Annotated in this window: 22 protein-coding genes and 9 pseudogenes; 16 read left to right on the top strand and 15 right to left on the bottom strand. The window is 67.8% G+C overall.

The window, feature by feature from the left end:
* The first annotated feature begins 7 nt into the window (after positions 1–7).
* The 3 genes from AB5J49_RS43340 to AB5J49_RS43330 all read left to right on the top strand — a co-directional run bounded on the left by AB5J49_RS43340 (position 8) and on the right by AB5J49_RS43330 (position 2,480).
* On the top strand, positions 8–670 hold the full coding sequence (locus AB5J49_RS43340; RefSeq protein ID WP_369174363.1) for a type 1 glutamine amidotransferase domain-containing protein: 663 nt from the start codon (positions 8–10) through the stop codon (positions 668–670).
* A gap of 113 nt (positions 671–783) precedes the next feature.
* A complete protein-coding gene (locus AB5J49_RS43335; protein ID WP_369174362.1) occupies positions 784–1,764 on the top strand; it encodes a LysR family transcriptional regulator in 981 nt (326 codons plus the stop codon).
* A 20-nt stretch (positions 1,765–1,784) separates the two neighbouring features.
* Positions 1,785–2,480 carry a type 1 glutamine amidotransferase domain-containing protein gene (locus AB5J49_RS43330; protein WP_369174361.1) on the top strand — a complete coding sequence of 232 codons (696 nt, stop codon included), beginning with the start codon at positions 1,785–1,787 and terminating at the stop codon, positions 2,478–2,480.
* A 187-nt stretch (positions 2,481–2,667) separates the two neighbouring features.
* Here AB5J49_RS43330 and AB5J49_RS43325 read toward each other — a convergent pair whose 3' ends face one another.
* Positions 2,668–2,790 carry a hypothetical protein gene (locus AB5J49_RS43325; RefSeq protein WP_369175511.1) on the bottom strand — a complete coding sequence of 41 codons (123 nt, stop codon included), beginning with the start codon at positions 2,788–2,790 and terminating at the stop codon, positions 2,668–2,670.
* A gap of 231 nt (positions 2,791–3,021) precedes the next feature.
* On the opposite strand from AB5J49_RS43325, the gene AB5J49_RS43320 reads away from it, so the two are divergent.
* The 3 genes and pseudogenes from AB5J49_RS43320 (at position 3,022) to AB5J49_RS43310 (ending at position 5,140) form a co-directional block, all read left to right on the top strand.
* On the top strand, positions 3,022–3,174 hold the full coding sequence (locus AB5J49_RS43320) for a hypothetical protein (protein ID WP_369174360.1): 153 nt from the start codon (positions 3,022–3,024) through the stop codon (positions 3,172–3,174).
* A 378-nt stretch (positions 3,175–3,552) separates the two neighbouring features.
* Positions 3,553–3,720, top strand: a pseudogene (locus tag AB5J49_RS43315) (AraC family transcriptional regulator); the annotation flags it as partial.
* A gap of 655 nt (positions 3,721–4,375) precedes the next feature.
* Positions 4,376–5,140, top strand: a complete 765-nt coding sequence (locus tag AB5J49_RS43310) for a hypothetical protein (protein ID WP_369174359.1) — start codon at positions 4,376–4,378, stop codon at positions 5,138–5,140.
* Between the two features lie 134 nt (positions 5,141–5,274).
* Here AB5J49_RS43310 and AB5J49_RS43305 read toward each other — a convergent pair whose 3' ends face one another.
* Positions 5,275–5,688 (bottom strand): transposase, encoded by a 414-nt coding sequence (locus AB5J49_RS43305; RefSeq protein ID WP_369174358.1) that lies wholly within the window; start codon positions 5,686–5,688, stop codon positions 5,275–5,277.
* Between the two features lie 622 nt (positions 5,689–6,310).
* Here AB5J49_RS43305 and AB5J49_RS43300 point away from each other — a divergent pair.
* Positions 6,311–6,907 (top strand): hypothetical protein, encoded by a 597-nt coding sequence (locus AB5J49_RS43300; protein ID WP_369174357.1) that lies wholly within the window; start codon positions 6,311–6,313, stop codon positions 6,905–6,907.
* Here the strand turns inward: AB5J49_RS43300 and AB5J49_RS43295 are convergent.
* Both AB5J49_RS43295 and AB5J49_RS43290 read right to left on the bottom strand, forming a co-directional pair.
* A pseudogene (locus tag AB5J49_RS43295) lies at positions 6,812–7,635 on the bottom strand (IS5 family transposase); the annotation flags it as partial. The gene AB5J49_RS43300 and the pseudogene AB5J49_RS43295 overlap by 96 nt on opposite strands.
* A 217-nt stretch (positions 7,636–7,852) precedes the next feature.
* Positions 7,853–8,356, bottom strand: a complete 504-nt coding sequence (locus AB5J49_RS43290) for an N-acetyltransferase (protein ID WP_369174356.1) — start codon at positions 8,354–8,356, stop codon at positions 7,853–7,855.
* Positions 8,357–8,972: 616 nt separating this feature from the next.
* Between AB5J49_RS43290 and AB5J49_RS43285 the strand changes: the two are divergent.
* A pseudogene (locus AB5J49_RS43285) lies at positions 8,973–9,403 on the top strand (protein phosphatase); the annotation flags it as partial.
* Here AB5J49_RS43285 and AB5J49_RS43280 read toward each other — a convergent pair.
* The 3 genes and pseudogenes from AB5J49_RS43280 to AB5J49_RS43270 all read right to left on the bottom strand — a co-directional run.
* Positions 9,403–9,593: pseudogene (locus AB5J49_RS43280) on the bottom strand (class I SAM-dependent methyltransferase); the annotation flags it as partial. The pseudogenes AB5J49_RS43285 and AB5J49_RS43280 sit on opposite strands and share 1 nt — an antisense overlap.
* Before the next feature lie 126 nt (positions 9,594–9,719).
* Complete coding sequence (locus AB5J49_RS43275) at positions 9,720–10,652, bottom strand: hypothetical protein (RefSeq protein WP_369174355.1); 933 nt, start codon at positions 10,650–10,652, stop codon at positions 9,720–9,722.
* 182 nt (positions 10,653–10,834) lie between these two features.
* On the bottom strand, positions 10,835–11,626 hold the full coding sequence (locus AB5J49_RS43270; RefSeq protein ID WP_369174354.1) for a maleylpyruvate isomerase family mycothiol-dependent enzyme: 792 nt from the start codon (positions 11,624–11,626) through the stop codon (positions 10,835–10,837).
* Positions 11,627–12,328: 702 nt separating this feature from the next.
* Here AB5J49_RS43270 and AB5J49_RS43265 point away from each other — a divergent pair.
* Positions 12,329–13,032 (top strand): annotated as a pseudogene (locus AB5J49_RS43265) (S8 family serine peptidase); the annotation flags it as partial.
* Positions 13,033–13,393: 361 nt separating this feature from the next.
* On the opposite strand, the pseudogene AB5J49_RS43260 reads toward AB5J49_RS43265, so the two are convergent.
* Positions 13,394–13,612, bottom strand: a pseudogene (locus AB5J49_RS43260) (hypothetical protein); the annotation flags it as partial.
* A gap of 257 nt (positions 13,613–13,869) precedes the next feature.
* On the opposite strand from AB5J49_RS43260, the gene AB5J49_RS43255 reads away from it, so the two are divergent.
* The gene (locus AB5J49_RS43255; RefSeq protein ID WP_369174353.1) at positions 13,870–14,172 is read left to right on the top strand and encodes a hypothetical protein; all 303 of its coding nucleotides are present in this window, start codon (positions 13,870–13,872) and stop codon (positions 14,170–14,172) included.
* Between the two features lie 24 nt (positions 14,173–14,196).
* Here the strand turns inward: AB5J49_RS43255 and AB5J49_RS43250 are convergent, their stop codons facing one another.
* The 3 genes from AB5J49_RS43250 to AB5J49_RS43240 form a co-directional block, all read right to left on the bottom strand.
* Positions 14,197–14,925 carry a transposase gene (locus AB5J49_RS43250; protein ID WP_369174352.1) on the bottom strand — a complete coding sequence of 243 codons (729 nt, stop codon included), beginning with the start codon at positions 14,923–14,925 and terminating at the stop codon, positions 14,197–14,199.
* 359 nt (positions 14,926–15,284) lie between these two features.
* Positions 15,285–15,773 carry a hypothetical protein gene (locus tag AB5J49_RS43245; protein WP_369175445.1) on the bottom strand — a complete coding sequence of 163 codons (489 nt, stop codon included), beginning with the start codon at positions 15,771–15,773 and terminating at the stop codon, positions 15,285–15,287.
* On the bottom strand, positions 15,725–16,306 hold the full coding sequence (locus AB5J49_RS43240) for a Rieske (2Fe-2S) protein (RefSeq protein ID WP_369174351.1): 582 nt from the start codon (positions 16,304–16,306) through the stop codon (positions 15,725–15,727). Before AB5J49_RS43240 ends, AB5J49_RS43245 begins: the two co-directional genes overlap by 49 nt.
* A 190-nt stretch (positions 16,307–16,496) precedes the next feature.
* On the opposite strand from AB5J49_RS43240, the gene AB5J49_RS43235 reads away from it, so the two are divergent.
* The 5 genes and pseudogenes from AB5J49_RS43235 (at position 16,497) to AB5J49_RS43215 (ending at position 19,877) form a co-directional block, all read left to right on the top strand.
* A complete protein-coding gene (locus AB5J49_RS43235) occupies positions 16,497–18,074 on the top strand; it encodes a flavin-containing monooxygenase (RefSeq protein ID WP_369174350.1) in 1,578 nt (525 codons plus the stop codon).
* A gap of 45 nt (positions 18,075–18,119) precedes the next feature.
* A pseudogene (locus AB5J49_RS43230) lies at positions 18,120–18,284 on the top strand (transposase family protein); the annotation flags it as partial.
* Positions 18,241–18,822 carry an ISAs1 family transposase gene (locus AB5J49_RS43225; RefSeq protein WP_369174349.1) on the top strand — a complete coding sequence of 194 codons (582 nt, stop codon included), beginning with the start codon at positions 18,241–18,243 and terminating at the stop codon, positions 18,820–18,822. The pseudogene AB5J49_RS43230 and the gene AB5J49_RS43225, both read left to right, overlap by 44 nt.
* Positions 18,785–19,078: pseudogene (locus tag AB5J49_RS43220) on the top strand (ISAs1 family transposase); the annotation flags it as partial. The gene AB5J49_RS43225 and the pseudogene AB5J49_RS43220, both read left to right, overlap by 38 nt.
* Positions 19,079–19,235: 157 nt before the next feature.
* Positions 19,236–19,877, top strand: a complete 642-nt coding sequence (locus AB5J49_RS43215; protein WP_369174348.1) for a hypothetical protein — start codon at positions 19,236–19,238, stop codon at positions 19,875–19,877.
* Between the two features lie 46 nt (positions 19,878–19,923).
* Here AB5J49_RS43215 and AB5J49_RS43210 read toward each other — a convergent pair.
* Positions 19,924–20,954: pseudogene (locus AB5J49_RS43210) on the bottom strand (IS630 family transposase); the annotation flags it as partial.
* A 1,040-nt stretch (positions 20,955–21,994) separates the two neighbouring features.
* Between AB5J49_RS43210 and AB5J49_RS43205 the strand changes: the two are divergent.
* Positions 21,995–23,248: an IS256 family transposase gene (locus tag AB5J49_RS43205; protein ID WP_369166387.1), complete on the top strand. Its 1,254-nt coding sequence runs from the start codon at positions 21,995–21,997 to the stop codon at positions 23,246–23,248.
* Positions 23,249–23,700: 452 nt separating this feature from the next.
* Here the strand turns inward: AB5J49_RS43205 and AB5J49_RS43200 are convergent, their stop codons facing one another.
* The 3 genes from AB5J49_RS43200 to AB5J49_RS43190 form a co-directional block, all read right to left on the bottom strand.
* Positions 23,701–24,255 carry a GNAT family N-acetyltransferase gene (locus tag AB5J49_RS43200; protein WP_369174347.1) on the bottom strand — a complete coding sequence of 185 codons (555 nt, stop codon included), beginning with the start codon at positions 24,253–24,255 and terminating at the stop codon, positions 23,701–23,703.
* The gene (locus AB5J49_RS43195) at positions 24,252–25,040 is read right to left on the bottom strand and encodes an ATP-dependent DNA ligase (protein ID WP_369174346.1); all 789 of its coding nucleotides are present in this window, start codon (positions 25,038–25,040) and stop codon (positions 24,252–24,254) included. Before AB5J49_RS43195 ends, AB5J49_RS43200 begins: the two co-directional genes overlap by 4 nt.
* 465 nt (positions 25,041–25,505) lie before the next feature.
* Positions 25,506–26,408: a helix-turn-helix domain-containing protein gene (locus AB5J49_RS43190; RefSeq protein WP_369175444.1), complete on the bottom strand. Its 903-nt coding sequence runs from the start codon at positions 26,406–26,408 to the stop codon at positions 25,506–25,508.
* Positions 26,409–26,458: the final 50 nt, after the last annotated feature.

Here is a 26,458-nt window from a genome sequence, read left to right as displayed (position 1 = left end):
CACCACGATGCCGAAGGTACTGTTCGCCCTCACCTCCCACGGCCAGCTCGGCGACACCGGCCGCAACACCGGCTTCTACGTACCCGAAGTGGCCCACCCCGCAGAGGTCTTCCGCTCCCACGGATGGGACATCGCATTCGTCTCCGTGACCGGCGGCAACTCCCCCCGCGACGGGGTCAAGGACGGCGACACCGTCACCGAGGCCTTCCTCGCCTCCCATGAGCAACAGCTCGCCGACACCCCCACCGCCGACACCCTCGACCCGGCCGACTACGACGCGATCTTCTACGCCGGCGGCCACGGCACGATGTGGGACTTCCCCGACGCGACCGCACTTGCTCAGCTCGCGGCCCGCATCTACGAGCAGGGCGGCGTCGTCGCCGGCGTCTGCCACGGTCCGGCCGGACTGGTCAACGTCACCCTCACCGACGGAACACCCCTCGTCGAGGGAAAGCAGGTGTCGGCCTTCACCAATGAGGAAGAGGACGCCGTCGGTCTCACGGACGTCGTTCCTTTCGCGCTCGAATCCGCCCTTATCGCAAAGGGCGCCAAGTTCACAAAGAGTGATAATTTTCAGCAGTTCGCGGTTGCCGACAACCGGCTTGTGACAGGGCAGAACCCCGCCAGCGCCGCGAAGGTGGCCGAATTGGTCATCGCTGAACTGGCCTGACAGCCACCGGCGGGTGGTTCTATCCGACGTGACGGCCGGATGGAACCACCCGCCGGTCTTTTTTACCATCACTTTGACGGCATCAAACCAAGGATCGATAGACCCCCGGAACCATGTTCGATACAGTTACCTTCAACGGGGTAGACAGCACAGCAAATTGCATGTACCCCGGCTTTGTCAAATGTACGGGGGAAGGGTATATGCAACTGGGGTGGATTCAGACATTTATAGCGGTCTACGAATGCGGATCCTTCACCAAGGCGGCGAACAGACTCGGGATAACACAGCCCGCAGTGACCCAGCAGATCAGGAGTCTCGAGAAGGCCCTGGGGCAGGAGTTATTCGACCGCACTCCGCAAGGGGCGGACCCGACCGAAGAAGGCCAGATCCTGGCCAGCGAGACCAAGCAAGCCATCAGCGACCTCAACCAGACCCTTTCACGGCGGCTCGGCACCACACTCGCCGACAGGCCCCTCAGGCTGGGCGGACCCGCGGCACTCATGTCAGAACGGGTCCTGCCCTCACTCGCGCAGCTCACGGCCGACGGCATGGACATCGACATCAGCCTCGACACGTCGAGCAACCTGCTGGAAGACCTCAAGGCCAGCACCGTGGACATGGCAATATCCTCCATTCAGCCCAGGTGCCGCGGCATCGACAGCACACCGCTCAATGATGAGGACCTCGTCCTGGTCGCATCCCGGGAGATGGCCGACGAACTGCCCCCAGGAATCCTGGAGGTCGACGGCGAACGAGCGCTGAAAAAGCTCCCCATGGTGACGAACGGGGAATCCGAACCCATCACTCGCCACTACTGGCAGACGGTGTTTGAATCGCCTCCCCCTGCACGGCCGGCCCTCGTCGTTTCCGACATGCGCGCCGTCAAGTCTGCAGTTGTCGCCTCAGTAGGAATCGCCGTACTTCCGTCCTTTCTGTGCACGGAAGAGATTTCCCGTGACAACCTGGTCGTGCTGATGGAACCCGAAATACCACCCATCACAACCTTCTACCTGGCCACGCGTTCCGGAACCCTCAATGATCCGTCCATCGCCAAGTTCCACGACCACCTCCTCACCGCGGCAAAAGCGTGGTAATCCACGGGAAGGCAACCGACATGACCAGAAGAGCACTGTTCGTCCTGACCAGCTGCACGGTGATGGGAGCGAGCGGACTGCCCACCGGATTTCACCTCGGCGAGACCGTGGAACCATGGAGAATCCTGGAAGAAGGCGGAGTCGAAATAGACGTTATGACCGTCAGCGGCCAGGAGTCGAAGATGATCGGGCGCGACGAGGAAAATCCAGACCAGGCGAAATTTCTCGCAGAAGCCAAGGTGCGCAAGAAACTTGAGAACCCGCTCGGTCCTCATCGCGTCATTCCGGAAAAGTATGCAGCAATCTACTTCGTGGGTGGCCACGGAGCCATGTGGGACTTTCCCTCGGACAACGACCTGGCAACCATCACCCGCACCATCTACGAGGGCGGCGGAGTAGTGTCGGCGATCTGCCACGGGCAAGCCGCGCTGGTGAACCTCAAACTCACCGACGGAAGCCATCTCGTCTCAGGAAAAGAGCTCACCTCGTTCTCACATGAGGGCGAAATGGAACGCGGCTTCGACGGGATCGTCCCCTTCTCCCTGCAGCACGCGCTTGTGGCCCACGGAGCTGTCTACTCCAGCAGTCCGGGACGCACTCCACACGTCGTCACCGACGGGCGCCTCGTCACCGGCCAAAACCCCGCATCCGCAGCGGGCCTGGGGCACCAGCTCGCGCAGGCTATTGCTCGCGCCCACGGTGTCTACTCAGCTTGAACTCGTGGTGTCCGCCGCCGGGCGATGCTGACTGATCGTCACGGCACGACGACCTCATGCGGTACCCGCAAGGGGACGGGCTGCGCCTCGGGAGTGGCCTGCCGCGTTGGCATCGGCTGTCGTCGCGCAGTCCGACGAGGTGAGTCCGGGCGTCTACCAGGTGCGCCTTGGCCAGACACTCGACCAGTCAGGCATGCTCGGCCGGGAAGTCGTAGAACGCGAGGAGTTCGTCCCGGTCGTCGGTGATCTTCGCGACGGCCTTGGGGAACTTGGCGCCGCAGGTCTTCGCGAACGCCTCGATCGAAGTCATCGATGGCGAGGCCGCATCGGGGGTCGATTCAGTGCCGTAGGGCTGCACCGCTGCTCCTCGACGGGGGTGCGGTGCGGGAGACCCCATGAGGAGCCGATGAGGTTCCCTCGGGCGGTACGCCCAGCTGTACCGGGGGCAGGCGGCGGGGTTCTGGGAGGTCTCGCCGGGGCCGGAGCGGGAGGTGGCGGGGGTTCAGCGGGGCGAGCCGGGCCGGGAGCAGGAGGTCGCGGGGTGAAGCAGGTGCTCGGCATGTGGCTGATGCTCGTGACCGTACGGGGGCGCAGCCTGGAGCCCGGCCTGCGGGACGGGGCGGTGGTCCTTGCCCGCCGGATCGGACGGCGGGCGGGTGGAGGCGAGCGGCTTCCGGAGCGGCTTCCCTGGTGAGGCTGGCGACTTCCGGGGCGGCGCAGTCGCTCGGCTGGTCGGCGGCTGCGCGTGGGCCAGGTGGTCGTCCTGGCGGTGCAACTGCCGTACGGCGCTGTCGGACGCTTGTGCGCGGGCGACTGCTGGTTGTTGGCACCGTTGCCGGTCCGGACCTCCGAGGCCGAGCCCGCGGCCGTGCCGCCGCCGCAGATCTCCAGGCAGCGTTTGAAGGCCGCGTTGACCAGGCGAGTCGCACGGCTTTGGCGGGATCCTTGGCGGTGACGGTCACTGTGTGCCCGCCCACCGGGGCCCGTGTGGCGATGCCCGGGCCAGTACCGGGCGCCGATGATGGTGATCTGCACAGGTGCAGCGGTATGTGCGGCCGGGGACGACCGGTGGCACGCGCACCGTCTGGGTTACACGGTCGAGACCCTGACCCGTGCGTGCATGGCTGCCACCGGACAGCGGGTGAAGCATGTGATCGATGCCCGTGTCGCGTTGGAGGTGCAGCGGCTGCCGGCGCACACGGATGAGCCAGTGGCGGCCATCGCCCGCCGTCTGAGTTTTCCCGAAGTTCCGCACCCGTCACATCGGCACCTGCCCGGCAGGCACCCTCCGCCACATCCACCAAAGCCAGTAGCGGTTCCGTTCAAGGACAGGTGACGGGCGCGGCCGAGGATCGTCGAAGCGCTTCGACAACTCCGTTCGCGCGCTTCGACAGTGACGTCCGACAGTGAAAGAAATGTGTCTTCCTGCGCAGAGCCTTGCTGTTCAGATACCCCGTCATTACTGTCCACGCAGACGCAAGCGCTTCGACGCTTCGACGCTTCGCACCTGCGTCTAGCAAGCCCGGTCTTGAAAGCAAGGGGACGAGCTCCGTTCCCGCAGTTCTTGAGTGCGCCACCTCGACGACATGAGCCACCCGCCATCGCGAGCAGCACCGCATGCGAACGGAAGCGAAGGCGTCAACACGTCAGCTGATCGACCTTCTCGGGCCGCCTCGCTTTCGGCGGGGACTCCGACTGCAAGCAGGGGAAGGAGCCACTTCGCCCAGGGCCGGCCGTCAAGCCGATCGGTCGGCCAACTGCGCAAGCACCTCGGACGGGGCTGGGTCGCGCCGTCCCGAGCCGGACTCGCCGGCGAGCGACACCTCGCGGTGCCAGAGTCCGCCACCAGACCGGGGGGGGGCCGGAAAAACCCATCGCCGTCCTTGGAGGGACACATGAGATGGCAAGCCCGCAAATCCGTCAGCAGCAAGTCGGCCGGGTTCGGTCGGCTGGCCCTGATCGTCGCCGTGATCGCCGGGTTTCTGAGCTTCGCGTCTCCGGCGCAGGCCCAGGTGTACTCCACCTGCGACCGGTGGGGCCAGTACACCCAGGGCACCTGGACGATCTACAACAACGTCTGGGGCGAAAACCCCGGCGCGCAGTGCCTGACCGCCGACAGCATCAAGTCCTGGTACGTCGATGCCAACCACTCCGGCGGCGGGATCAAGACCTACCCGAACACCTCGGTCCGGCCCCAGACGCCGCTGTCGCAGTTGAACTCGGCGGGCTTCTGGTACAACACGTCGTCGGCTCCCGTCGCCGGCAGTGACCACTGGAACTGGACGAGTGACTTCTGGTCGTCCGGCAACCAGGACGAGATCATGGTCTTCACCAGCTGGTCGGGGACGGCAGGCGGCTGGGGAAGGCAGATCGCGTCCAACGTGACCATCGGCGGCGTCCTGTACGCGTCGGTCTGGCAGGCCGATCCCGGCTGGAACGTCCTGCAGCTCATCCCCGCCCAGCAGAGCAACACCGGCGGCATCGACGCCTCGGCGGTCTGGCGATGGGCCGCGTCGCAGAACCTCCTGCGCAACACCACCTTCGACACGATGCAGTTCGGCCTCGAGATCACCTCGACCAGCGGCGTGCAGAAGCGGTACTCGCTGAACGCCTACAGCGCCTGGTGGAGCAACAACTCCGGCGGCGGATCAAGCATCTAGCCGCAATACGCGCGACACGACGGTGAACTCCGTCCGTGCATAGAGACGAACGCCGAAGCGATTCCCAAACGCATACCTTTCCGCCGGGCCTCGAACGACGAATTCCGGCGGCAAGGTTTGCGGAGCCTTCGAATTCAGGCGGGGTGGAGGTGGCCTCGGGCTCGGCGGGTGGTGACGCAACGTGTGCGTAGGCGTTGGTTGGCGGGGTGCCGGTCGGTGATGCGGGCACATGCGAGCAGGTCGCGCAGTTTCTCCTTGGCGATGCACGCGGTCAGCAGCGTCATGCCGATGTCGACGGTGCCGATGGGCTGGTTCCACATCGTGCTCAACTGGGTGTCGGTGAGGTCTTCGCGGTTCCGCAGCAGGCGGCGCCGGTCCTTCCATTCCGGGTCGCCGGCCCGTCCGTGCCTGCCGCGCAGGGTGGCGGTGGTGCGGCGGCGCACCAGGTTGAGCATCTTGTTCGCCAGCTGGACGACGTGGAAGTGGTCGACTACCACGGTGGCGTGGGGCAGTCCGGTACGCACGGCGGCCCGGCAGCCGGGGGACATGTCGAGGCGCCGTAAGCGATCTGCTCACGCCAGGACTTGGGGGTGGTTGCCAGGCAGGCCGGCACGCCTCGGGCCGCTGTGCGGACATCGAGAAGAACACCTGCATCAACGCCACCCAGGCACCGATCTGGGACTGCTCCCGCGGACGCAACCAGACGTTCACCGGCGAACTCGTCGTCTACGGCAACAAGTGCCTCGACGCCGACAACAACGGCACCACCAAAGGCACCACCAACGGCACCAAGGTCAGGGCGGCAGCACCTTCGCCGGTCGGCGTACGGCAACCGCAGTGTCACGTCCCCCGGTGCGTGTCGTCGCAGTCCCGTCAGCTCGTCGCGTGCCCCGCACGACACGGCGTCCCGCCAGGCGATCGAATACGTGGGCGGATCGGGCCGCTGGCCGGCCCACGAGGAAGGTCCGTTCCTTATCCGCCCGAGCTTCGTGAGCGTGCTGCGTGCATGTTGCGGAGATCCGTCCGAACTACCTGACCGAGTGGGCCGCGATGAGAAGCCGTATCTCAACCGAACGTGATCCGTTGATTTCTGCTGGTCAGGCATGGTGTAGCTCGGAATGAGAGAGGCATCCGGCGTCTTGTTTCCGCTCCGTGAGCGAGGGGTGCGCGATGGCGTCGGTGCTGGGAATGCTGGAGGAGCGGGAGACAGCGGCCCGTGGGCGGGTGGAAGGACTACGGGAGGAAGTCGCCCGGTTGGCTGAGGTGTTGGAGGCCGCCGAGATCGAGCTGGACCGGCGGGTGATCGCGCGGGAAGAGGTGGTCGAGGCCGTGGCAGCCTCGGCTGCCGAGACCAGCGCCGGGACCGAGGCCGAGGAGAAAGCGGTGCTGTCGCTCGTGCCGGTGCCGGGCTCGACGGTGCCGCCCTGGCGGGAAGGGCTGCCGATGACGGTTCTGGCGCCGGACTATCAGCGCATTCTGGGCGTGCTGGAACAGCAGCGAGCCACGGGGCACGGACCGCTTCGGGCCAAGGAGATCGCGGTGGAGGTGGGCCTTGACGCGACGTCGGCGAAGGTCGAGGGGCTGCGGTCGAAAGCCCGGCGCCTGGCGGAGCGCGGGTGGCTCCTCCTGGAGGCGTCGGGGCATTCAGTGCCGGTCGGTGGCCCGAGGCCGCGCCAGACGCCGGCTCATCCGCGTGACCATCGACGACCGGATCATCGCTTCGCTGGTGGCGGGCAGGGTCTCGTAGTCCCGGGCCAGGCGGCGTGAATGCATCAGCCACGCGAACGTGCGCTCTGCCACCCACCGCCTCGGCAACACCACGAACCCTGCCATGTCGTCGGTGCGCTTGACGATCTCCAGGGTCAGAGCGAGCTTGTCCCGGCACCAGCCGACAAGGCCCCCGGTGTAGCCGCCGTCGGCCCACACGAGGGTGATGTCGCGGTGCATACGGCGCAGCCGCCTCAGCAGGTCCGCCGCGGCGTCCCGGTCGCCGATGTTCGCAGCCGTGATCGCGACGACCAGGAGCAGGCCGAGGGTGTCGGTCACGATGTGCCGTTTGCGGCCCGGCACCTTCTTCCCGCCGTCGTAGCCGCGTGAGGCGGCCGGCACCGAGGCCGCGGCCTTCACCGACTGCGCGTCGACGATCCCCGCCGTGGGCTCGGCCTCGCGGCCCTCGCGCCTCAAGGGACCGTCCCGCGCAGCCGGTCGTGGAACTCGGCGACCAGCCCGTGCTCGCGCCAGCGGCGGAAGAAGGCGCAGACCCGGCCCCAATCGGGGAAGTCCGCGGGCATCGCCCGCCACGAGATCCCGCCCGCGACCAGGTAGCGGATCGCGTCCAACAACTGCCGATGACAGTAGCCCTCGGGCCGTCCACCCCGCCCCTGGAACCAGGCAGGCACCGGCAGCAACGGCCGGACAGCCGCCCACTGCGCGTCCGTCATGTCCGACGGATACCGGCGCACCCGGTCCGGATGGCCAGCCGCGTTGCCGTACACATGCGCGAGGCAATCGCACGACACGGCGGGCGAGTTGAGGTCAACGTGCCCGGGCACGTACAACAAGGACAACCGGGCCCGCGGGAACCACTCGGAATGGGATCGCACCCCCGAGCTACCAGGAGACCCTGCTTCCACGCGCGGAAACCGCCGCAGTCACCCGACCGAGACTCCCGCTCGACCGACAGCCTTCGAGATCGGTACGGGCAACAACCGCTTACGTGTCGGGATGCTGCGGCAGGGCGAGCCAGTCCGACCAGGAGATCTCACGGCCGAGGAAGCGCGGCTGCTCGAACGGCCAGTCGGCGGCGATCCACTGCGGCACCAGCGCGTCGAGGGCCTGCTCGACCTTGCTGCCCACCAGCTCGTCCACCACCCACCAGGAGATCTCGCCGTCCGCGCCGGCCCTCTCCGGCGGGTCGATGTAGACACAGCCGAGCAGAACTGTCTCCGCCGTGTCGAACAGCGCGTAGTTGAAGGACTGGTGCGCGGCGATCTCCTTCTCGTGCCGCAAAAGGTCGGCCTGGTCGGCCTCGTAGGTCATGGTGTCCGCGGGCCAGCCCCAGGCCGGGCCGAAGATGGTCCACAGCCGCTCACGCGAACCCATCACAGCCGGATAGTCGAGCGGGGTGTCCACCTCCCGGATCGGCCGCAGGTGATGACCACCGCCCGGCAGCGGTACCAGGACGGGGTGGACGAAGTCATCGGGAAGCCAGCTCATGGCGCCCGACCGTAGCAGCGCGCGGCCGTCCGCTCCCCTGGATTTTCCCCGCATACCGCCAGGCTCTGCTCTCATGCCGGGCAGGGCCCGCGATCACCCGGTCGAGACTCCCGTTCGATCGACAGACTCCATGATCGGTATGGCAACGGCTTCTGAAAGCAGTCGCGGCCCGGCGGTGAACCGGTGCGACCGAGGCGGTGCGGACCTGGGTCCGCAAGGCTGAGGTGGACGCCGGTCAGCAGTCCGTCTCACGTATGAGGAGACCGCGGAGATCAAACGGCTGTAGGCCAAGGCCGACCAACCTGTACCACCAGCAGACGAAGAACGTTCTAGTTTCATACAGTCCAAAGAAATTTGGGTTCTTCTGAGTCTGAAGTCGGTTGCCTGGAGGCGTCGTTGCGCTCCAGGCAACCCAATACGGTGGCCACCCTACGCGATCAACAGGTTACTTTGTGTCACAGTTCGAGCTCCGACCGAAGCGGTCCCGGACCAGCCACGGGCCAAACGGCACCCCTGTGGCACCTTCCGAGGGGTGTCTCCAGTGCGACAGTGAGTCTCGCGAATGACGATGCCAATTCGGTTTCACGGAGTGTTCCTCAAGCTCGCCTGCTGCCACCGGGTTCTGCGCTCGAAAGAGCCGGACACCATGGCGGTGCAGAAGTACGACATCCCTGTGGCGGGCAGCCGGGTGTGTTCGAGGAGCGGTGGTGGTCCCTGGTCAATACCCCGGTGCTCGGGCCGGACGGACAGGTCGCCTGGACCATCCATCGAGTCGAAGACGTGACGGCGTTCGTGCTCTCCCAGCCGCTGCGACCTCAGGCGGGCGGGCCGCTGGGCGAGCGGGAGGCGATGGAGGCCGAAGTGTACGCGCGGGCTCGGGAGCTGCAGCGGCTGAATGAGGAACTGCGGCAGGCCCACGCCCGGGAACGGCGGGTCGCCGTCACGCTGCAGGAAGCCACGCTGCACGCCCCTGACCTGGCCCGGCACCCGTATATCGCGGTGCGCTACCTGCCTGCTGCAGGCTCGCTGAACGTGTGCGGCGACTGGGCGGCCTCACGGGCAGCGCGGGCGGCGGCGCGGCGACTGAGGTCGGTTCCCGTGACCGGTGCCCGCGCAGCGCCAGGCCGATGGCCTGCGTGCCGATGCCGCAGGAGCAGTCGAGGACCATCGCGCGATCTTGGCCGATCAGGGCGTCAAGCACGTCACCCTGCCGACGGACGCTCGTCCCGGTCCGCATAGATCAGGGGGAGTCGTCAGCCAGCTCGTCGTAGAAATGCGCCACCGAGGCCTCGATCACGGCCCCAGATTACCGCGCCTGCTTTTCTCGGAGCTGTCTCTTGATTTTCTCGAATTCCGCAGAGGTTCAGGCACCATCGGGCGTTCCCGGCCTCGGCGCCCTCTCTCCTGCACTCCCTTCGTTGAGGCGGCCGACCGCCCACGGCAAGAGTTCCTTCGCCAGAGCAAGGCTGAACGGCCTGGCCAATGAGCGAAGTTCGGCGCAGGCCGTGGGACCGAGCGTGAGGTACGGGAGGGCGGCCAGCCTGTCGGTGGTGTGCTCGATCTCCGCCCTGCGCCGCGCCCCTTCCTCGGTCAGCGCCAGGTCCGGTCCGTCGTCGAGCCATCCACGCTCACGTAGGCTCTGCACGGCCTCGCCCCACTGCTGCGGCGTCCATGCCCTCGAGTCGCGCAGGACCCCTGCATCGACGTCGCCTGCGGCGGCATGCGTGACGAGAGCTTCGATTCCGCTCAGTCCGGCGGTCAGCAGTGCCCCCACATGACCGTCGCCACGGAACTCCCTCAGCAGAGTCTGCGCGTGCCAGAGCACGAGGTGGGGCTCGCTCGGCCACGACAGTGCGGCGTGCGCGGCGAAAAGTGGGCGGCCTTGCGGGTGGTGCACAGTCACTTCCGCTGCGGTACGGGCCAGTTCCGCCGCGCGGGCCATCGCCGGCGAGAAGACCTCCGCGCCGAGGATGCGGCGGACCGTGGCATCGATCCCCGCGAGCCGGGCAGCGGTGAACCGCTGCGGCGTAGCGGCCTCCCATGCCGCGGGTATGGCCCGGCGCACCAGTTGTGGATTGAAGTTGTAGAACGTGGCGATGACCACCTCCGCCGAAGCCGCGCCGAGCGCGGCCGAACGGGACGCGAAGTACCCCGTCCTGGCGTCCACACCCAACTCGCCGTACCGGCCTGCCGCTTCGAGCGAGAAGTAGACGGCCCCGTGGTAGGGCTCGAGGGTTCTCCAGGTCTCGCGCGCGTAGGCGAGGCTGTCGCGGGTCAGGTTCTGCGCCTGCGTCATGAGTGGCTCTCCGTCCTGTTGCGGATGAAACGTTGGTGTTCATCGAGCACTTGAAGGCGGCGGGACACCCCGCGAAACGTACCGCCTGGTCGGTACGCTATCGGAGTGCGGCTCCGGCGACTACTGCCCTGCTGCCAGTTCTCCGCCGCCGGTCCACGAAGACCAGGACGACGTAAACCCGCCTAGAAAGCGGAGTTGGCGAACCAGTGACTCAGCAGGTCGTCGTCTCCGTCACGTGCGAAGCTCGCCGCGTCGTGGTGCAGTCGGCCGTAGATGAGCAGCAACAGATCGGCGGCGGTTCCACGAACGGTCGAGTCGGCGGTTTCGGCAGCACCAGGGTTCGTGTCGAGCCCGAAGCCGTCGGGCCGCAGGCGGACAAGCCAGTTTTCCTCACCGTCGGTCGCGCGGAAGCGGATGGCCTTGTCGGGACCGCGCAGGTTGGCGACGTGTGGCGCGAAGGAGGTGGCGAAGGGCAGATTGACGAGGAACTCGTCGACCCCGTCCACGGCCGACGGACGGGCGATCGCGGGTCGGCGGCCCAGGGCCAGTTCGGCGTCAACCCGGTGCAACAGGGTCTCGAAGAGCATCCGGCGTGCCCAGAAGCGGGCGTGCTGATCGACGCCCCATGCCCACATGGGCAGGTCCGGGTCCGTGGCCGCGAAGGCTTGCGCTGCCACGGTCGCACTGTCGGTCAGCCAGTCCGGGTACTCTTCCCACCGCTCCGGGAGCCGCAGGTCCACCTCCCGCGTGCGCGGGGGCTCCTGGATGCGCGCGTGCAGAAGACTCGAGAACCAACGCTGGACGCCACCGGTGTGCTTGACCAGGTCTGCCAGTGTCCAACCGGGACAGCTGGGCACGGCGGTCGTCAGGTCGGCATCCTGGAGGGCTGCGACGAGTCGGGCGGTCTCCACCGCGATCGCGGCGCGGTGGTCGACCGGCGCGGGTCCGTGTGCGGGGCGGTCCAACGAGTTCATCGTGGGAGCCTTTCTCTGGGTGACGGCTTGGGGTGACCCCGGGCCGGCCGCCGGCAGGCGGCAGAACCTGTCGCGCTGCAGGCGCTCAGCGGCGGGTGCCGGCACCTATGGCTTCACGACCCTCTCGATGGTCGCACCCGCACGCGCGCCCCACCCACACGGGGATCCCCCGCCGTCCGTCTGGCCCACTTCGCTCGCGCCGCGCACTTCACGGGCACGAGCGGCATCGCGGTGAAGGGGCCGGCCGGCATGACGGGCGGGAGGCTTAACCTCGGAACGGTCAGGGGCGACGGCGACGCCTCCGGCCAGACGCTTGACCCACCGGGCGACGCAGCTGGACGGACGTGGCCGGCACGTCGCCGACGGCCAGCAGGGCGCGGGCGGTGTCGGTCGCCGCGCGGGTCCGGCGCTCTGGTGCGGGCAGCACGGCTGGCACCAGGCCGGCGGCGTACGCCAGGGCGCGGTCGACGTCGCCGAGCTCTCGGTGGATCCCGAGCCTCGATGCCCGGAGTACGTCTCTTTTCAGCCACGCCTCTATAACGTCCCTGCGCGGAAAGGCACTTCCGTACAGGAGCATGCACCCGACATCTTGCATCCACCACTCGTTTCGTACGGCCCGGCCGGTGCCCTCAACACGGCCGGGCCGTCTCCGGAGGACGCATTGATATACCCCCCATATCCAGCCGCCCCAGACGCACGCTGGTGCTGGCGGCCACGCTCGGCGCCGCCCTCGCGTTCGGCGCCCGGGCGCCCTCGCGGGCACGCTCCCCGTCGTCCCTTCCACCGCGCCGGCCGCCAAGGCCCACGCTCCGGTCGCCGTGCCGGCATCCCAGAGCGCGGCCTGGGTCGCCGGCACGCGTGCCTACCTCGTGATCACCGCCCCCGGCGACAGTTCGGCGGTCCGCGCCGCGATCGAGGCCAACGGCGGCACCGTCTTCTCGAACTTCGACGCCATCGGCGTGATCGTCGCCCACTCGGCGTCCAGCGGATTCGCCGCCACCATGCGCGGCGTCGCCGGCGTGCAGCAGGTCGGCGCCACGCGCACCTCGGACGTCCCGGCCGACGCCTACAACCCGGCGCTCCCGGCCAATCCGGCCCAGGCCTCGACCCCGGCCGGAGAACCGGTCCGGGCCGACATGAGCCAGATCAAGGCCGACCAGGCCTGGGCCGTGAACCCGGGCTCCGCCTCGGTCAAGGTCGGCATCCTGGACACCGGTGTGGACGACCAGCACCAGGACCTGGCGCCCAACTTCAACGCGGCCGACTCGGTCTCCTGCGCCTACGGCAAGCCCGACACTCGTGCCGGCGCGTCGCGGGACGTCGACACGCACGGCACCCACGTAGCGGGCACCATCGCCGCGGCCAAGAACGGCAAGGGCGTCGTCGGCGTGGCACCCGGGGTGAAGAAGCTTGTTCGAAACCTGGACAATTAGCTCGGCGGTTCGTACGATCCGTCCGAACTGCCCAGAGTCGGCCACGCTCGTGAGACTGCGGCAGACGACACAGCCTGAGACACCATGAGCACATCCAGTTCAGTACAACCCGCAGTCCTCCAGCACTACGCCCACTTGGCCTGAGAAGCCGTTGTCTTACCGGATGTGAGTCCGTCGCGCGCGGTCCAGCTGCGCGGCCGAAGGGGCAACGGTCCGTGGCCGCGCCGTGCGGCGCGTACCGGACTGCCCCGGCCGCTGCCTAGAGAACTCGACGCGTAAAAAGGCCCGAGTCCTGAGGACACACGTGCACCGCTCGTGCCCACACTGAGCCGCGCCGTCGCGGCCCGGCCGGCCTCCTGCGCGACACCACGGTCACCTCCGCGGGCGTCTCCTCCTCGGCCAGTGCCTCCAGATACTGCTCGAGACCGATCACCCGGCGCCTGAGGACCTCTTCCGCGTCCGCCAAGTCCGTCCGCACCCGCTCCAGTTCGGCTTCGAGCTCCTCCACCCTCACCACGGCGGCCTTCCGCCGGGCCTCCAGAACGGCCCGCATCGACGGCATCCGCCACCCCCACAACATCTCGGCCAGTAACGAGCCGAGACTTCCGCAGCACCTGCGATCCCATGCCTGACCAGCGGAATCCGCACACGGGGTTCGGAAAGAGAACGACCTCTGAGTGCTTCCGCTGCGAGATCACCAACCCCGGCGTGCCGGTGGGATGTTTTAAGGCTTTTTCATATTTAATGTCCCATGACTGTACGAAGTCGATCTCTCACGGATCGCACTCACCTCACTCCATCGGAGATGACATGCACAAGCTTCGCAAGGCTGCCGTCCTGGTCGTCACTCTCGGCAGCGTCGGGCTCCTGGGCTCCGGCACCGCCACTGCCGACCAGGGCGGTCACGGCGGCAAGGACGGCGGCAAGTTCAGCGTCCTGCAGAGCTCCTCCTGCAAGTCGCACGACCTGAACCTCGACGTCCTCGGCCAGGTCGGCATCCTCAACGGCCTGCTGGGCAACGCGCTCAACGGCGAGGGCAACGCCGGTGGGCAGGACAAGCACATCGGTTCGACCATGGGCTGCAACAACAGCGTCGGCGGCCACGACCACTAAAGGTTGTCCCGTATGGGGCATGAGTTATCCAGCGAGGGCCAGGTTGTGGAGCAGGGCGATGCCGAGCATCGCCCGGTGAACGCCGTTGCCCTTGAGCCGGCAGTCCCGCAGGATCTTCCAGTTCTTCAATCGCGACAGGGCGTGTTCCACCCGGGCTCGCGCCCGACGGTGGACGGCATTCTCCGCTTCCTGGTGTGGGCTGAGGTGCGTCTGACCGCGTCGTTTGCGGTGCGGGATGAGCAGGCCGGTGCCTTGGTATCCGCCGTCGGCGATGGTCGGTGCGCCGCGGCAGACCCGGTCGACGCCGGACTCGGTGAACGCCCGGCAGTCGTTACGGCTGCCGGGCAGCGGCAGGCCGATCGCCACCACAAGGCGGCTGTTGGCATCGATCACGACCTGCAGGTTCGTCGAGTACCGATAGTTCTTACTGGACGCGGCCACGCTGCGATCACGGGTGGGCACCAGGGTGCCGTCGACGATGTAGACGGTGTCCTTGCGCGGCCGCCGGGCCGGCGAGATGGCCAGCAAGGGCGCCAGGTGATCGAGGATGCGGTCGGCCGCAGACTTCGAGACCCCGAACAACGTCGCCACCAGCAACACTCGGTTCTCCAGCGGCAGCCGCCAGGGACGGCCGCGCTGAATGTCACCACCGCGACGCCGTACCAACGCGACCAGCCTGGTGAACTGCGACTCGGTCAACCCGGAGAACGGCTCGATCCACTTCGGATCATCCGCTGAGATCACCCCACCCATGCCCGGCCAACGCACCAACCGCCCCACCGGTTACGGGACAACCTCTAGGCAGCCACTTTGGGGCGAGCCTCTAAGATCATGGCCCCAACGTCGTGCTTAACGGGCAGGTCCACAGACTGCCCGACTCGCCATCAGCTTACGGGGCCATGATCACTCGCCCCAAAGCAGCTCCAGCCCAAAGCCGCTACGCCGACCGCGCTGCACAACGCAAGCCGGCACCTGGGGAATTACGTGACCGCAGCCCTGGGGAATTACGTGGTTCTGACCGCGCTTCCGTGACGACTACGCCGTTTCGCGGAACGCTGCCGCCTTCGGAGTGCGGGGCATCGTCGCCAGGGCCGGTGGAGACGCTGTCTCCGTCACGGAGCCGGGTAGAACTGTCGGGCCCAGTGGCGGAACAAGCCGATGGCCTCGTCGCTCGCCGCGAGGCGAGGCCGTGGCTCGTAGCGTTTGGTGTTCCAGATCCCCAGATCTTGATGGATCTTGCTGACTGCGGTGCGCAGCATCGCGCGGGCGAAGGCCCGGTGCAGGCCACGCCGTGCCAGCGACGTTTCGGTGGCGTCCTGCTTGCGGAGGTCCGTACAAGCAGCCGCGACCAGCATGCGGGTGCGCCGAGGCCCGGTCGGTGTGTGCATGGCCCACAGGTAGCTGACGAGTCCGAGCGAGGGCAGCGGAAGCTCGACCCGGAGATATCCCAGCCCCGCCATGAGGAACGCATGGTCCGCCTGGATCTTCCGCTTGAGAGCGGGAGGCCGGTCCGGCCCGAGACGCAGACGCATGCGCAGTAGGGGGCCCTCGGTCACCGGTGCGGCGAGTTCCTCCACGGCCACCTTGTGCAGGACGGGCAGATGCCGGTAGTCGAGGGTGTTCTCGATGATCTCCTGGGCGTAGGTGCGGACTTCCGTGCTCCAGGCGGCGTCGCAACCACGCCGTCCTGGGCGGTGTCGGGGACGTCCCAGGAGGGTGCGGCACCGTCCGGTGCGTACCAGACGAAGAGGAAGCCGTTGCGCTCGCTGATGGTGTGCTGCTGCAGGCGGGCGCGCGGTGGAGGGCCGTCGGGCGTGCCGACGCATGTGCCATCGGGGGCGAAGGCGAAGCGATGGAAGGGACACACCAGGTTCTGGTCTTCCACGGTGCCGCCCGCCCCCAGATGAGCGCCCAGGTGTGGGCAGTAGGGACGCACCGCGCGGGATCTACCGTCACGGGTGCGGTAGAGGACGATGTCTTCGCCCATGAAGCGGCGGGTCAGCACTTTGCCGGGGGCCAGTTCTCGTGAACGCGCCAGGCAGAACCAGCCACTGGGGTAGGGCAGATGCCGCCCCGGCTCGTCGACGGCGGTGTACGGGCTGCGAGACCTGGGCAGTTCGTCCCTCATCGTCATGACCGGCAGCCAAACACAGGAAATTCCGCAGATATTTACCTCACTAGGAAAAATCACTCATATGAGGGTCTAATGGGCTGTATCGCCATAGATGATCACGGCGAACCATACGATCGGCTGCTCTGAGTAAGTGGTTGGGGGCTGCTCGGTATCAGCGCCGGGTCGCTCACGAGGCAGGCAGGGGGCGCCGGTGGCCGACGACAGCATCGACAGCACAGGAAATGAAGCGGAAGTCGTCGTCATTGGGGCCGGCCTCTCGGGGGTGGCCGCCGTGATCGCGCTGCGCCGGGCCGGCTTCGGTGACGTCGTGGTGTTGGAGAAGTCCGGCCGCCTCGGCGGGACTTGGCGGGACAACACCTATCCCGGATGCGGCTGCGACGTACCGTCGGTGCTGTACGAATACTCATTCGCTCCCCACGCGTGGAGCCGGGGCTTCGCCGACCGGTCCGAGATTCTCGACTACCTCGACACCACCGCGGCAACGCACGGCGTGGCCAAGGCGATCCGCTACAACACCGAGGTGCTGAGCATCCGCTGGGCGCCGGACGCGCACCGCTGGAACCTGCAGACCACGTCGGGCACGTACACCGCCCGCGCCGTGATCGTCGCCACCGGTCCCTGGCATCGGCCCCGCCATCCTGACATCCCCGGCCTGGACACCTTCCCCGGCCCTGCCTTTCACTCCGCGCGCTGGAACCACGAAGTCGACCTGACCGGTCAGCGGGTAGCAGTGGTGGGCACCGGAGCCTCCACCGTCCAGTTCCTGCCCGAGATCCAGCCGAAGGCGGCCCATGTCGACGTCTTCCAGAGCACACCGCAGTGGGTACTTCCGAAACCCGACTACCCCCTCCCTCCCGGTCTCCACCGTTTCTTCGAGCACCACCCGGCAGCACGCCGCGCACTACGCAGCCTGCACCACTGGACCCAGGAAGCCATCGGCGTTCCCTTGCGCCACCCCCACCTGCTGCGGCCCTTGGAGGCCCTGGCCCGCTTCCATTTGCGTGCCTCGGTACGGGACCGCGCCCTGCGCCGAGCTCTTACTCCCGACTACCCCTTCGGCAGTCGCCGCCTGATCACCTCCGGCACCTACTACGCCGCCCTCACCCGGCCCAACGTACGACTGCATCCCACGCGCGTGACTGCCGTCGAGGGCTCCGACGTCATCGGCGCCGACGGCACCCGCACGCGCGCCGACATCATCGTCCTCGCGACCGGATACCACATCGGCGACATCCCCCTGGCCCCCCAACTACACGGCACCGACCGCGCACTGGCCCAGACCTGGGCCGACAACCGCCGCGCCTACCTGGGCACCAGCGTCAGCGGATACCCCAACCTCTTCCTACTCATCGGCCCCAATCTGCTCACCGGCACCACCGCCGTCCCCACCGTCCTCGAAGCCCAACTCGGCTACGTCACCACCGCGCTCAACCACCTGCGCTCCAGCGGGGCGTTCGCGTTGGATGTCAAGCCCGAGGCCGAAACAGCCCACCAGCAGGCCCTGCAAGAGGCGCTACGCGGCACCGTCTACAACGCCGGCGGCACCGGCTACTACTTCGGTCTCCCGGGTATCAACACCTTCTGCTGGCCCTGGTCGACCGCCAGGCTCGTCCAGCGCCTGCACTCCTTCGACCCGGACGCCTACACCTGGACGCTGCCACTGCCTGCCCAGGCCGACGCCGAACGGAATGATCAGCCCCCAGTAGGCCCCGGAACGCAGCCGTCGACGACATCCTTCGACGGCACGGCCGAGGCTCCTCGGCCGTAGCATTCACGGAAGCGCGGTCACAACCAATTACGTGATCGTCCACACCTGCCCGACCCGCGCTGTCTTCGGGGCCGGCGCGACCCGCTGTCATACGTCCTGGCCCTAGCCGCCTGCGGGGTCCTGGCCGGAGCGAAGTCCCTGACTGCAATCGCCCAGTGGGCCGCTGATGCCTTTGCCCATCTCATTGTCCGTTGCGGGGCCACGCTGCGCGATCCGGACCGGCCCTACCGGGCGCCCAGCGAGGCGACCGTGCGTCGGGTACTGCAGCGGTATCGACGGCGACGCGCTCGAAGCGGCGATAGGCGGCTGGCTCACCTCCCGTGCAGACGCCTCCCGTACCGACCAGGCCCCCTATGCGCCGTCCCGCCGGGTGCGGGCGGCGGTCGCGGTGGACGGCAAATCCCTGCGTGGCGCTGTCCGCGTCGACGGTTGCTGCGTGCACCTGTTGTCCGCGCTGCGCGGCGACGGCATCGTGTTGGCCCAGCACGAGGTCGACGCCAAGAGCAACGAGATCACCGCGTTCCGGCCGCTGCTGGACCCGCTGGTTCTTACCGGCTCGGTGGTGACCTTCGACGCGCTGCTGACCCAGACCGACCACGCGAGGTTCCTGGTCGAGGAGAAGGGCGCGCACTACAGCGCCATACTCAAGGGCAACCACTCGACCCTGCACGCACTGGTGAAGGGATCTCTCCTGGAAGGAGGTGCCGCTGATGGACCGCACCCGGGCCGCCACCCACGGCCGCGATGAGATCCGCCGCCTGAAGGCCGTCACCGTGCCGGGACTGCCGTTCCCACCCGCCGACCAGGCGCTGCAGATCGTCCGCCGGCGGGGCACGGTGCGCACCGGGAAGGTGTCGCTCGAACGCGTCTACGCGGTCACCAGCCTCACGGCTCACCAGGCCACACTCGCTGACCTGGCGGAACGCGTACGCGGACACTGGGCAATCGAGAATCGTCAGCACCATGTCAGGGATGTGACATTCGGAGAGGATGCCTCGCGGGTACGGACCGGCAGCGCACCGCGGGTGATGGCTTCACTGCGGAACCTGGCCATCGGCGCGCTCTGCCTAGTGCTCTGACCGCATACCTTCGCCGGTTTGGGCGGGGTGTGGGGCCATTGATGCCAGCTACCTGGCCGAGGCATCCGCCTATGCTCGGCTCGTGCAGCCGCTTTCCGACAGCAGCAATCCGTTGATCACGGCGTTCCCAGCCGCGCTTGCAAGCGATGCCGAGGCAGTCCTGGCGGTGATGCCTGATTCTCGGCTCCAGCCGCATGCCTCGTTCTCGGTCGCTGTAGAGGACCAGCAGCTTTTGATCCCCGGGCGCCTCTACAACGACGAGCCGGCACCTGACGCGGTGGCGTCGCTTTCGTCGCGCCAACAACAGCTTCTGCACTGCCTGTACTCAAGGCACTGCGACGGTGTGGTCAGACAGCGCCACCTGGAGAAGGTCGTTGGTTCCACGGACCCATGGGTCGTCCCCTTCGTCGTGCAGCTGGTTGGCGAGTACGTCTTGGAGATCCTGGTCGTCATCTGCGATGAGCTCCGTGATCTCGCCACTCCCGGCACCCGCGGCCACCTCGCTTACGGGCAGTTCATCGTGGACAACCCGGCCTTCTTCGCGCGCACTCAACGGCGGGTCGTGAGCTACTGGAGCTGCTATTACCGGGGCACCTACGCGAGTTTTCGGGGCTACCCGGGGTGCACTCTTCTTGACCTCCTACGGTCCGCTGCCTCCGACAGAGCAGGGCATTCCTGGCCCACCCTCGCTCCAGCCGGCGCCAGCGTGGACGGGTACCGCTAGGACCCGGCCGGGCAGGGTCGCCGGGCTGGTCAAGCGGCATTGGCGAGGGACGTCCGCCCCAACGGATGCCCTTCTCGCTGCGGATGCGAGCGCGCTCGCGGCGCTGGGCTGCCAGCACGTCGGGGTGACGGGCATCCGCGTTGCGCCAGCGCAGATAGGCGTGCGGGGCCCGGGTCTGCACGGTGTGGTTGCGGTGGTTGGAGTTGGCGATGGTGAACTGCCGCAGCGGCCCGAAGTGCGCCTCGATTGGGTTGGCCCAGGACGCGTATGTCGGCGTGAAACACAGCTCGATGCGGTTCTTCTTCGCCCAGCGGCGGATCGTCTCGCCCTTGCGGGCGGACAGGTTGTCCAGGATGACGTAGATGGGGGCGCCGTCCGGTCGGGCGGCCCGGACCGATCTGAGCGCGGCCAGTGTGTTCGCGGCACTCTTCTTCCGGCGGTTGATGCCCCAGAGCGTGTCGCCGCCGACCGAATAGCAGCCGTGGAAGTACCGGATGCCGTGGGTACGGTGGTAGGTCGCCGGGTGCCGCTCGGGGTGACTGGCGGGGGCCCAGCCCGCACCGCCGGTGGGGCGGATGCCGAGCGGGCCGAACTCGTCGAAGGCGAAGACCCGGTCCGGGAGACCGTCCAGGACCTCCTCGATCCGGTCAAGTTTGGCGTCGCGGTTGGGGTCCGGGGACTCCTTCCACGTCTTGGTGCGCTGGAAGGTGATGCCGCGGCGGGCGAGCAGACGGCGTAACGTCTCGCGGCCGATGCGGATGCCCCGCCCATGGACTTTCCTCAGGTAGGCCAGCAGTTTGCGGATGGACCAGGGGTGAAGGGATGGCCGAGCTTGGTCGGGCGGGTTGTGGCCGTCTGGACGACGAAGTCCTCTTCGTCAGGACTGAGTTGGCGGGGACGGCCTCCTGCCCACCGAGGGCCCAGACAGGCCAGGCCGATCTCGTTGAACCGGTGGATCACATCCCGGACGGTGTCATCGTCGGCCTGTACCAGCTGGGCGATCACCGGGACCCGGTTCCCGCCGGCCGACGCCAGCAGCATCATCGCGCGTCGGAAGTGCACCGAACTGGTGCTGCCGACTGCTGTCCTACTGCAACTACCACCCCAAACTCCTGCAGGTCGCCGGCGAGGCCCTCGTCAGCGAAGCACTGGCCAGCCGTACTCCCGACGGGCCACCCTGGACCATCGACAACGACATCCTCGAACGCGTTGTCGACTCACCGGCCCTGCGACGTCGTATCCGCGACACTGTGCGCCTCAACCTCAACCTCGACCCCCGCTATAAGGTCATCGCACTGCTCATCGCACACAACGCCCACACGCACGGCCGACGAGTGTCGCGTCCTGTTGAAAGAGATGTGATGTTGGGCCTGGAAATCCTGGCCTCCGGACCTGACAGCTGGCGCCTGCGTTCCTCCAACGTTCTGCGGCTCTTGGGTACCCAAGACGCCATTGAGGAAGAACTCCACTCTCACGACCCCAACGACATCTCCACCCGTCTGTCCATCAGCCAGGCTCGGCGCCCGCTTCCCGGCGCCCGGATTACTGACACCTACGGACCATGCACGCCATGACCGTCGGTCTGACTCCCTGCCCACGGAGACCGTTCGTCACCCGCCCTCGAAACCCACCGTGGTGGTCGGCCTGTTCGCCGAGCGCGCCCCGGTACTGCTGAAGGTCTTGTGGCAGGCGCTCGCCGAATGACTCGCTGGAGCGCGGCAGCGTTGACACGCACCCAGGTTCGCTTTCGGAGCGGATCGACGCGCCCCTCGAGACGAGCAAGGCGCGAGACCAACCCCGCGGGAGCGGGGAGCACAGCTCCGCACCGGCCTGTGGCCAGCCCCGTGACGGCACGTCTGAGCACGGGTCACCGACGCCTCCCAGGAGGCATGCCAAGCAGTAGTTCGGTCATGGCGCGGGCATCCCGCCGCCGATCTGGCTTCGCAGACCAGACGCCAGGGACAACGACGCAGGCCAGTATGGCCAGCGCGCTGAGAGCAATGCTCATGACCTGTGGATCGGCCTCGGGTTGGACGCGAAGGGCGTACCTTCCCGAGTGATCGACTTCTGGTCATCGAGCAGGCCGACGTTGCACCGTCGGTCGGGAAGGCACGCCCGTGCTGAGCGTAGTGAATGCAGATGGAACGACCGGGACCGGCTCCCTGATCGACGACATCGTCCGCGAGGGCGCGCGGCGGATGCTGGCCGCCGCTCTGGAGGCTGAAGTCAACTCCTACATAGCCGATTTGGCCGACCAGCGAGACGAGAACGGGCGCCGTCTGGTGGTCCGCAACGGCTATCACCAGCCCCGCTCCGTGACCACCGTGGCCGGGACGGTCGAGGTGAAGGCCCCTCGCATCAACGACAAGCGCATCGACGAGGCAACCGGCGAGCGCAAGCGGTTCTCCTCGGCGATCCTGCCGCCGTGGTGCCGCAAGTCCCCGAAGATCAGCGAGGTGCTGCCGCTCCTCTACCTCCACGGGCTGTCCAGCGGGGATTTCGTGCCCGCGCTCGAGCAGTTCCTCGGCTCCTCGGCCGGCCTGTCACCGGCCACCGTCACCCGGCTGACCACCCAGTGGCAGGCCGACCACAAGACGTTCAGCGAGCGCGACCTGTCCGCCACGGACTACGTCTACGTCTGGGCCGACGGCATTCACCTGCGGATACGCCTGGAGGACGCGAAGGCCGCGGTCCTGGTCGTCATGGGCGTGCGCGCGGACGGCACCAAGGAGCTGATCGCGATGGCCGACGGCTACCGCGAGTCCTCGGAATCCTGGGCGAGCCTGATGCGGGACTGCCAGCGGCGCGGCATGCGCGCTCCCGTCCTCGCCGTCGGCGACGGCGCCCTCGGCTTCTGGAACGCGTTGAACGAGGTCTTCCCCGAAACCCGGCACCAAAGATGCTGGGTTCACAAAACGGCCAACTGCCTCGACAGCCTCCCGAAGTCGGCCCAGCCCGCGGCGAAGAAGGCCATACAGGACATCTACAACGCCGAGGATAAGGAGCACGCGGCCGCCGCGGTCAAGGCGTTCGCCAAGCAGTACGGGGCAAAGTTCCCCAAGGCCGTCAAGAAGATCGTCGAGGACGAGGACGAGCTGCTGGCGTTCTACGACTTCCCCGCCGAGCACTGGATCCACCTGCGGACAACCAACCCGATCGAGTCGACCTTCTCGACCGTCCGTCTGCGGACCAAGGTCACCAAGGGGGCCGGCTCCCGGGCCGCCGCCCTGGCGATGGTTTTCAAGCTCGTCGAGTCCGCCCAGGCCCGCTGGCGAGCCGTGAACGCACCCCACCTCGTCGCCCTCGTCCGAGCAGGGGCCCGCTTCGAACGAGGCGAACTCGTCGAACGCCCCGAAGCTCACGCAGCCTGAACTACCTCACGATCCACAGGATTTGACTATTCCTCTTCGGACCCCGCGCCTGGATTCAGTACACGCCACACGACGGAGCCATCGAGGTACGCGAGATCGGCTGGGCCGGATAGGAGCACCAGACCGGTCATGTTGCTCCGTGGTTGATTCGGTGTGGCCCCTCCTCAGAAGCTGCGCCTTCACTCCACTCCCAGTAGTGGTACCTGTGGTCGCCCTTGTGGCCTTGCCAGGCGTGCACGGCTGTGCCCGCGCCGGCATCCCGGTCTACCTCCTGATCGACCGCGAGGAGGGCGAGGTGACGGTTCACTCCGAACCGTCCGGCGACGCCTACGCCAAGAGTGCCCGGCACAAGCTCGGGCTGACCGTGTCCCTGCCCGGCCCTCTCGGGTTCGAGCTGGACACGGCCGAGTTCCGAGGCGGCGGACTCGCTCCTCCGCCCCTCCACTCCTGCCTCAAGGCATCGCACACGCCGACGCGGCGCCCTCGTGCCGGTACCAGACGCTGTCCAGCTCACGACCGTCCGGCAGGGTGTGGCGGGCCGGGCCGGGGGCCGGGACGAAGCCGGCGCGTTCCAGGGCGCGGCGGCACGCGAGGTTCGCCGTCGCCGTGCCCGCCCGTACCGTCGGCAGACCGGCGTGGCCATGGGCGAACTCCGCGCCCGCCAGGAACAGTTCAGCGCCGAGGCCCTGGCCTCGATGGTCGGGGGCGAGAATGCCGCCGATCTCACCCCTGTCGTGGTGGAGTTCGAGGTACCCGGCGTAGCGCCCGGTGTCGCGGTGTACACAGACCATGAACTCGGGCATCTCGGGGCTGGGTTCGAAGGGCTCGGCCAATTCGGGGTTGGACTTGGGGAACCAACGGGGGGTGGCGCCGCCGGGGCCTATGCCCAGCAGGAACTGTCTGGTGTCGGCGTCCGGTACGACCTGGTCCATCTGGTTCCCCTGCCAGCGCTGGGCATCGGGGTCCGCGCCCGCGGCGATGGCCGCCAACGCGTCGAGCTTGGTCACCGGGGTGTAGAGCAGCAGGTGCCGGGTGGCCAGGGCATGCCGGCCGGGTGTGCACGCGCCCGGGACCGGGAGGCCCGAGGCCGCACGGGGTGGCGCCAGCGGCCAGCCACGTCCAGGGACACGTCGACCGCGACCTCCGCGACGACAACCGGCTCGACCAGCCGTACGGCGAATTGCTCCCGCGACCCCCAGCTCGCGCTGAAGGTCCACCCCGTCCACGGGTGCGCGGGTCCGCCCTGTAGGAGTTCGGCGGCCAGGGTTTGGCGGACGGCCAGGTTCAGGACGGTGGTGCGTCCGGCGTACTGGAGCCGGCCGTCGGCGTCGAGACGGCCGAGCAGGGCCGTGGTGGGAGCGGCCGGGGCACCGGTGACCGCGCCGATCACGGCCTCGGTCGTGTGCCGGGACCGGTATTTGCGCCACGCCCTGAACCCGGGCACGTACCGCTGGTCCAGGCGTTTGAAGACGAGGCCCTCCAGTCCGACCGTCGACCACTCCAGCCACTCGGTGGACTGCTTCGGGTCGGTGGTGGAGGGACACAGTGTCCAGGGGGCCTGTAGGCGGTGGTCGGCGAAGAGCTGTTCCAGTGCCGCACGGCGAGCCCGGTAGGGCTGCGAGGTCAGGTCGGCGCCCGCCCGCAGCAGGTCGAAGGCGACAAAGTGGGCCGGCCACTGTTCGGCCGCACGGACAGCGGTCGCCGCTCTGCGGTGCGCACGCTGCTGAAGACGCTCGAAGGACAGCCGGTCGCTCTCCCACACCACCAGTTCCCCGTTTATGTGGGCTACCACGTGTGTCTCATCAGCAGCCCCGCACCCGTCGGCAGATCACCGGCGTGAGTGGTTTCTGAGCGGGGAGGAGGCGCCTGTGCCTCGGCTTCGGGGTGGTGGACGGATTCGACGTCAACGAGTGATCGAAGCGGGATGGGGGGTGCCATGATCGCGGATCTGTGCACGACAGTCTGGCTGGTACGCGCGACTGCCTCGACGCCCTGATCGGTGCGGCAAAGTTTGCCGAACAAGAGGGTCGCCCCGGCTGCTGGGTGACAGACTCGCCCGGTGACGGCGACCTGTCGGGCTCGGGATCTGCCGGGCGATCTTGATTTCTCCGGGACGGTTGGGCCGCAAGGCGACCCGCCGCAAGCCCCGTCGAGAGGCTCGCGGAAGAACGCTGGCAGCTTCACCGTCTTCCGCGACGCCCGTTCACCACTGCGCGTCAGGTGACCTGGGAGTCCACGAGAGTGGTTTCCGGCCAGCTCAGCTTTGCGTGCCGCGGATCGTGTCGCGGAAGCCGAGGGGGCTCTTGCCCGTGTGCCGGTGGAAGAACTTGCTGAAGTTGGTGGGGCTGGAGAAGCCGAGCTGGGCGGCGATCCGGGCGGCGGACTGGTCGCTGTGGGCAAGCAGCCGCCTGGCCTCCAGCAGGACACGGCGGTCGATGAACTCCTTGGCGGTGACTCCGTCGGCCGCGAGCGTGGCGCGGGAGAGCGTGCGCGCCGAGTAGCCGAGGGCGTAGGCGTAGTCCTCGACGCGACGGACGCTGGCGAAGTCGTGGTCCACCGCGGCACGGAACCGCACATACGGCTCGCCCGGGTCGGTGGCCGGGCTGCCCGGGGCCTGGATGTGGGCGGCGCGCAGGACCAGCGCGCCGAGCAGCTGGCGCAGGATGCGTATGTGCGCCTCCAGCGGGACGTGGCCCAGGGCGTGGAACTCGTGCTCCAGGTGCGCGGACGCGATCTTCAGGGCTGAACGGTCCTCGCCGATGGGCGTGAGGAGCGGCGGCGCGTGCTGTTCGTCCAGGCCGGCCGCGGCCACTGTGGCCGGGTCGAGGAAGTCGCGCTCGAAGAGAATCAGAGTGCCCTCGGCGTTCTCGAGGTCGCCCCACTGCTGCACCTGGCCGGGACGCACCCACAGCCAGACCCCCGGTTCCAGGGTGTAGCCGGTGAAGTCGACCGTGTGCCGCAGTCGGCCTTCGGACAGCGTGATCAGGTGGTGGAAGTCCGGGCGCTGGGGAAGCGTGATCCGCCCCTTGCCGAGACGGACCGGTGCCCGCTCGCGCAGGACCGCCAGGGAGAGCACCTCCACCCCGGCCGGTGTCCCCACGGGAGCAGCGAAACCGACATCAGGGATGCGTTTTTCTGCTCGGTGTCCAGTTCTGACCATCATGAGTCGGCAGCGTATCCGGGTCGCGCCGGATTTTGCTCCTACGTTTC

The organism is Streptomyces sp. R28, assembly GCF_041052385.1.
In the GTDB taxonomy this organism is placed as follows: domain Bacteria; phylum Actinomycetota; class Actinomycetes; order Streptomycetales; family Streptomycetaceae; genus Streptomyces.
Note: the sequence above shows the minus strand (reverse complement) of the source record. Positions and strands in the feature narration are given on the sequence as shown.

What these genes read in the sequence shown, in the direction of transcription:
- AB5J49_RS43340 (WP_369174363.1), top strand. Translation starts at nt 8, where the DNA reads ATGCCGAAGGTACTGTTCGCCCTCACCTCCCACGGCCAGCTCGGCGAC.
- AB5J49_RS43335 (WP_369174362.1), top strand. Translation starts at nt 784, where the DNA reads ATGTTCGATACAGTTACCTTCAACGGGGTAGACAGCACAGCAAATTGC.
- AB5J49_RS43330 (WP_369174361.1), top strand. Translation starts at nt 1,785, where the DNA reads ATGACCAGAAGAGCACTGTTCGTCCTGACCAGCTGCACGGTGATGGGA.
- AB5J49_RS43325 (WP_369175511.1), bottom strand. Translation starts at nt 2,790, where the DNA reads ATGACTTCGATCGAGGCGTTCGCGAAGACCTGCGGCGCCAAGTTCCCC.
- AB5J49_RS43310 (WP_369174359.1), top strand. Translation starts at nt 4,376, where the DNA reads ATGAGATGGCAAGCCCGCAAATCCGTCAGCAGCAAGTCGGCCGGGTTC.
- AB5J49_RS43305 (WP_369174358.1), bottom strand. Translation starts at nt 5,688, where the DNA reads ATGTCCCCCGGCTGCCGGGCCGCCGTGCGTACCGGACTGCCCCACGCC.
- AB5J49_RS43300 (WP_369174357.1), top strand. Translation starts at nt 6,311, where the DNA reads ATGGCGTCGGTGCTGGGAATGCTGGAGGAGCGGGAGACAGCGGCCCGT.
- AB5J49_RS43290 (WP_369174356.1), bottom strand. Translation starts at nt 8,356, where the DNA reads ATGAGCTGGCTTCCCGATGACTTCGTCCACCCCGTCCTGGTACCGCTG.
- AB5J49_RS43275 (WP_369174355.1), bottom strand. Translation starts at nt 10,652, where the DNA reads ATGACGCAGGCGCAGAACCTGACCCGCGACAGCCTCGCCTACGCGCGC.
- AB5J49_RS43270 (WP_369174354.1), bottom strand. Translation starts at nt 11,626, where the DNA reads ATGAACTCGTTGGACCGCCCCGCACACGGACCCGCGCCGGTCGACCAC.
- AB5J49_RS43255 (WP_369174353.1), top strand. Translation starts at nt 13,870, where the DNA reads ATGCACAAGCTTCGCAAGGCTGCCGTCCTGGTCGTCACTCTCGGCAGC.
- AB5J49_RS43250 (WP_369174352.1), bottom strand. Translation starts at nt 14,925, where the DNA reads ATGGGTGGGGTGATCTCAGCGGATGATCCGAAGTGGATCGAGCCGTTC.
- AB5J49_RS43240 (WP_369174351.1), bottom strand. Translation starts at nt 16,306, where the DNA reads ATGACGATGAGGGACGAACTGCCCAGGTCTCGCAGCCCGTACACCGCC.
- AB5J49_RS43225 (WP_369174349.1), top strand. Translation starts at nt 18,241, where the DNA reads ATGCCTTTGCCCATCTCATTGTCCGTTGCGGGGCCACGCTGCGCGATC.
- AB5J49_RS43190 (WP_369175444.1), bottom strand. Translation starts at nt 26,408, where the DNA reads ATGGTCAGAACTGGACACCGAGCAGAAAAACGCATCCCTGATGTCGGT.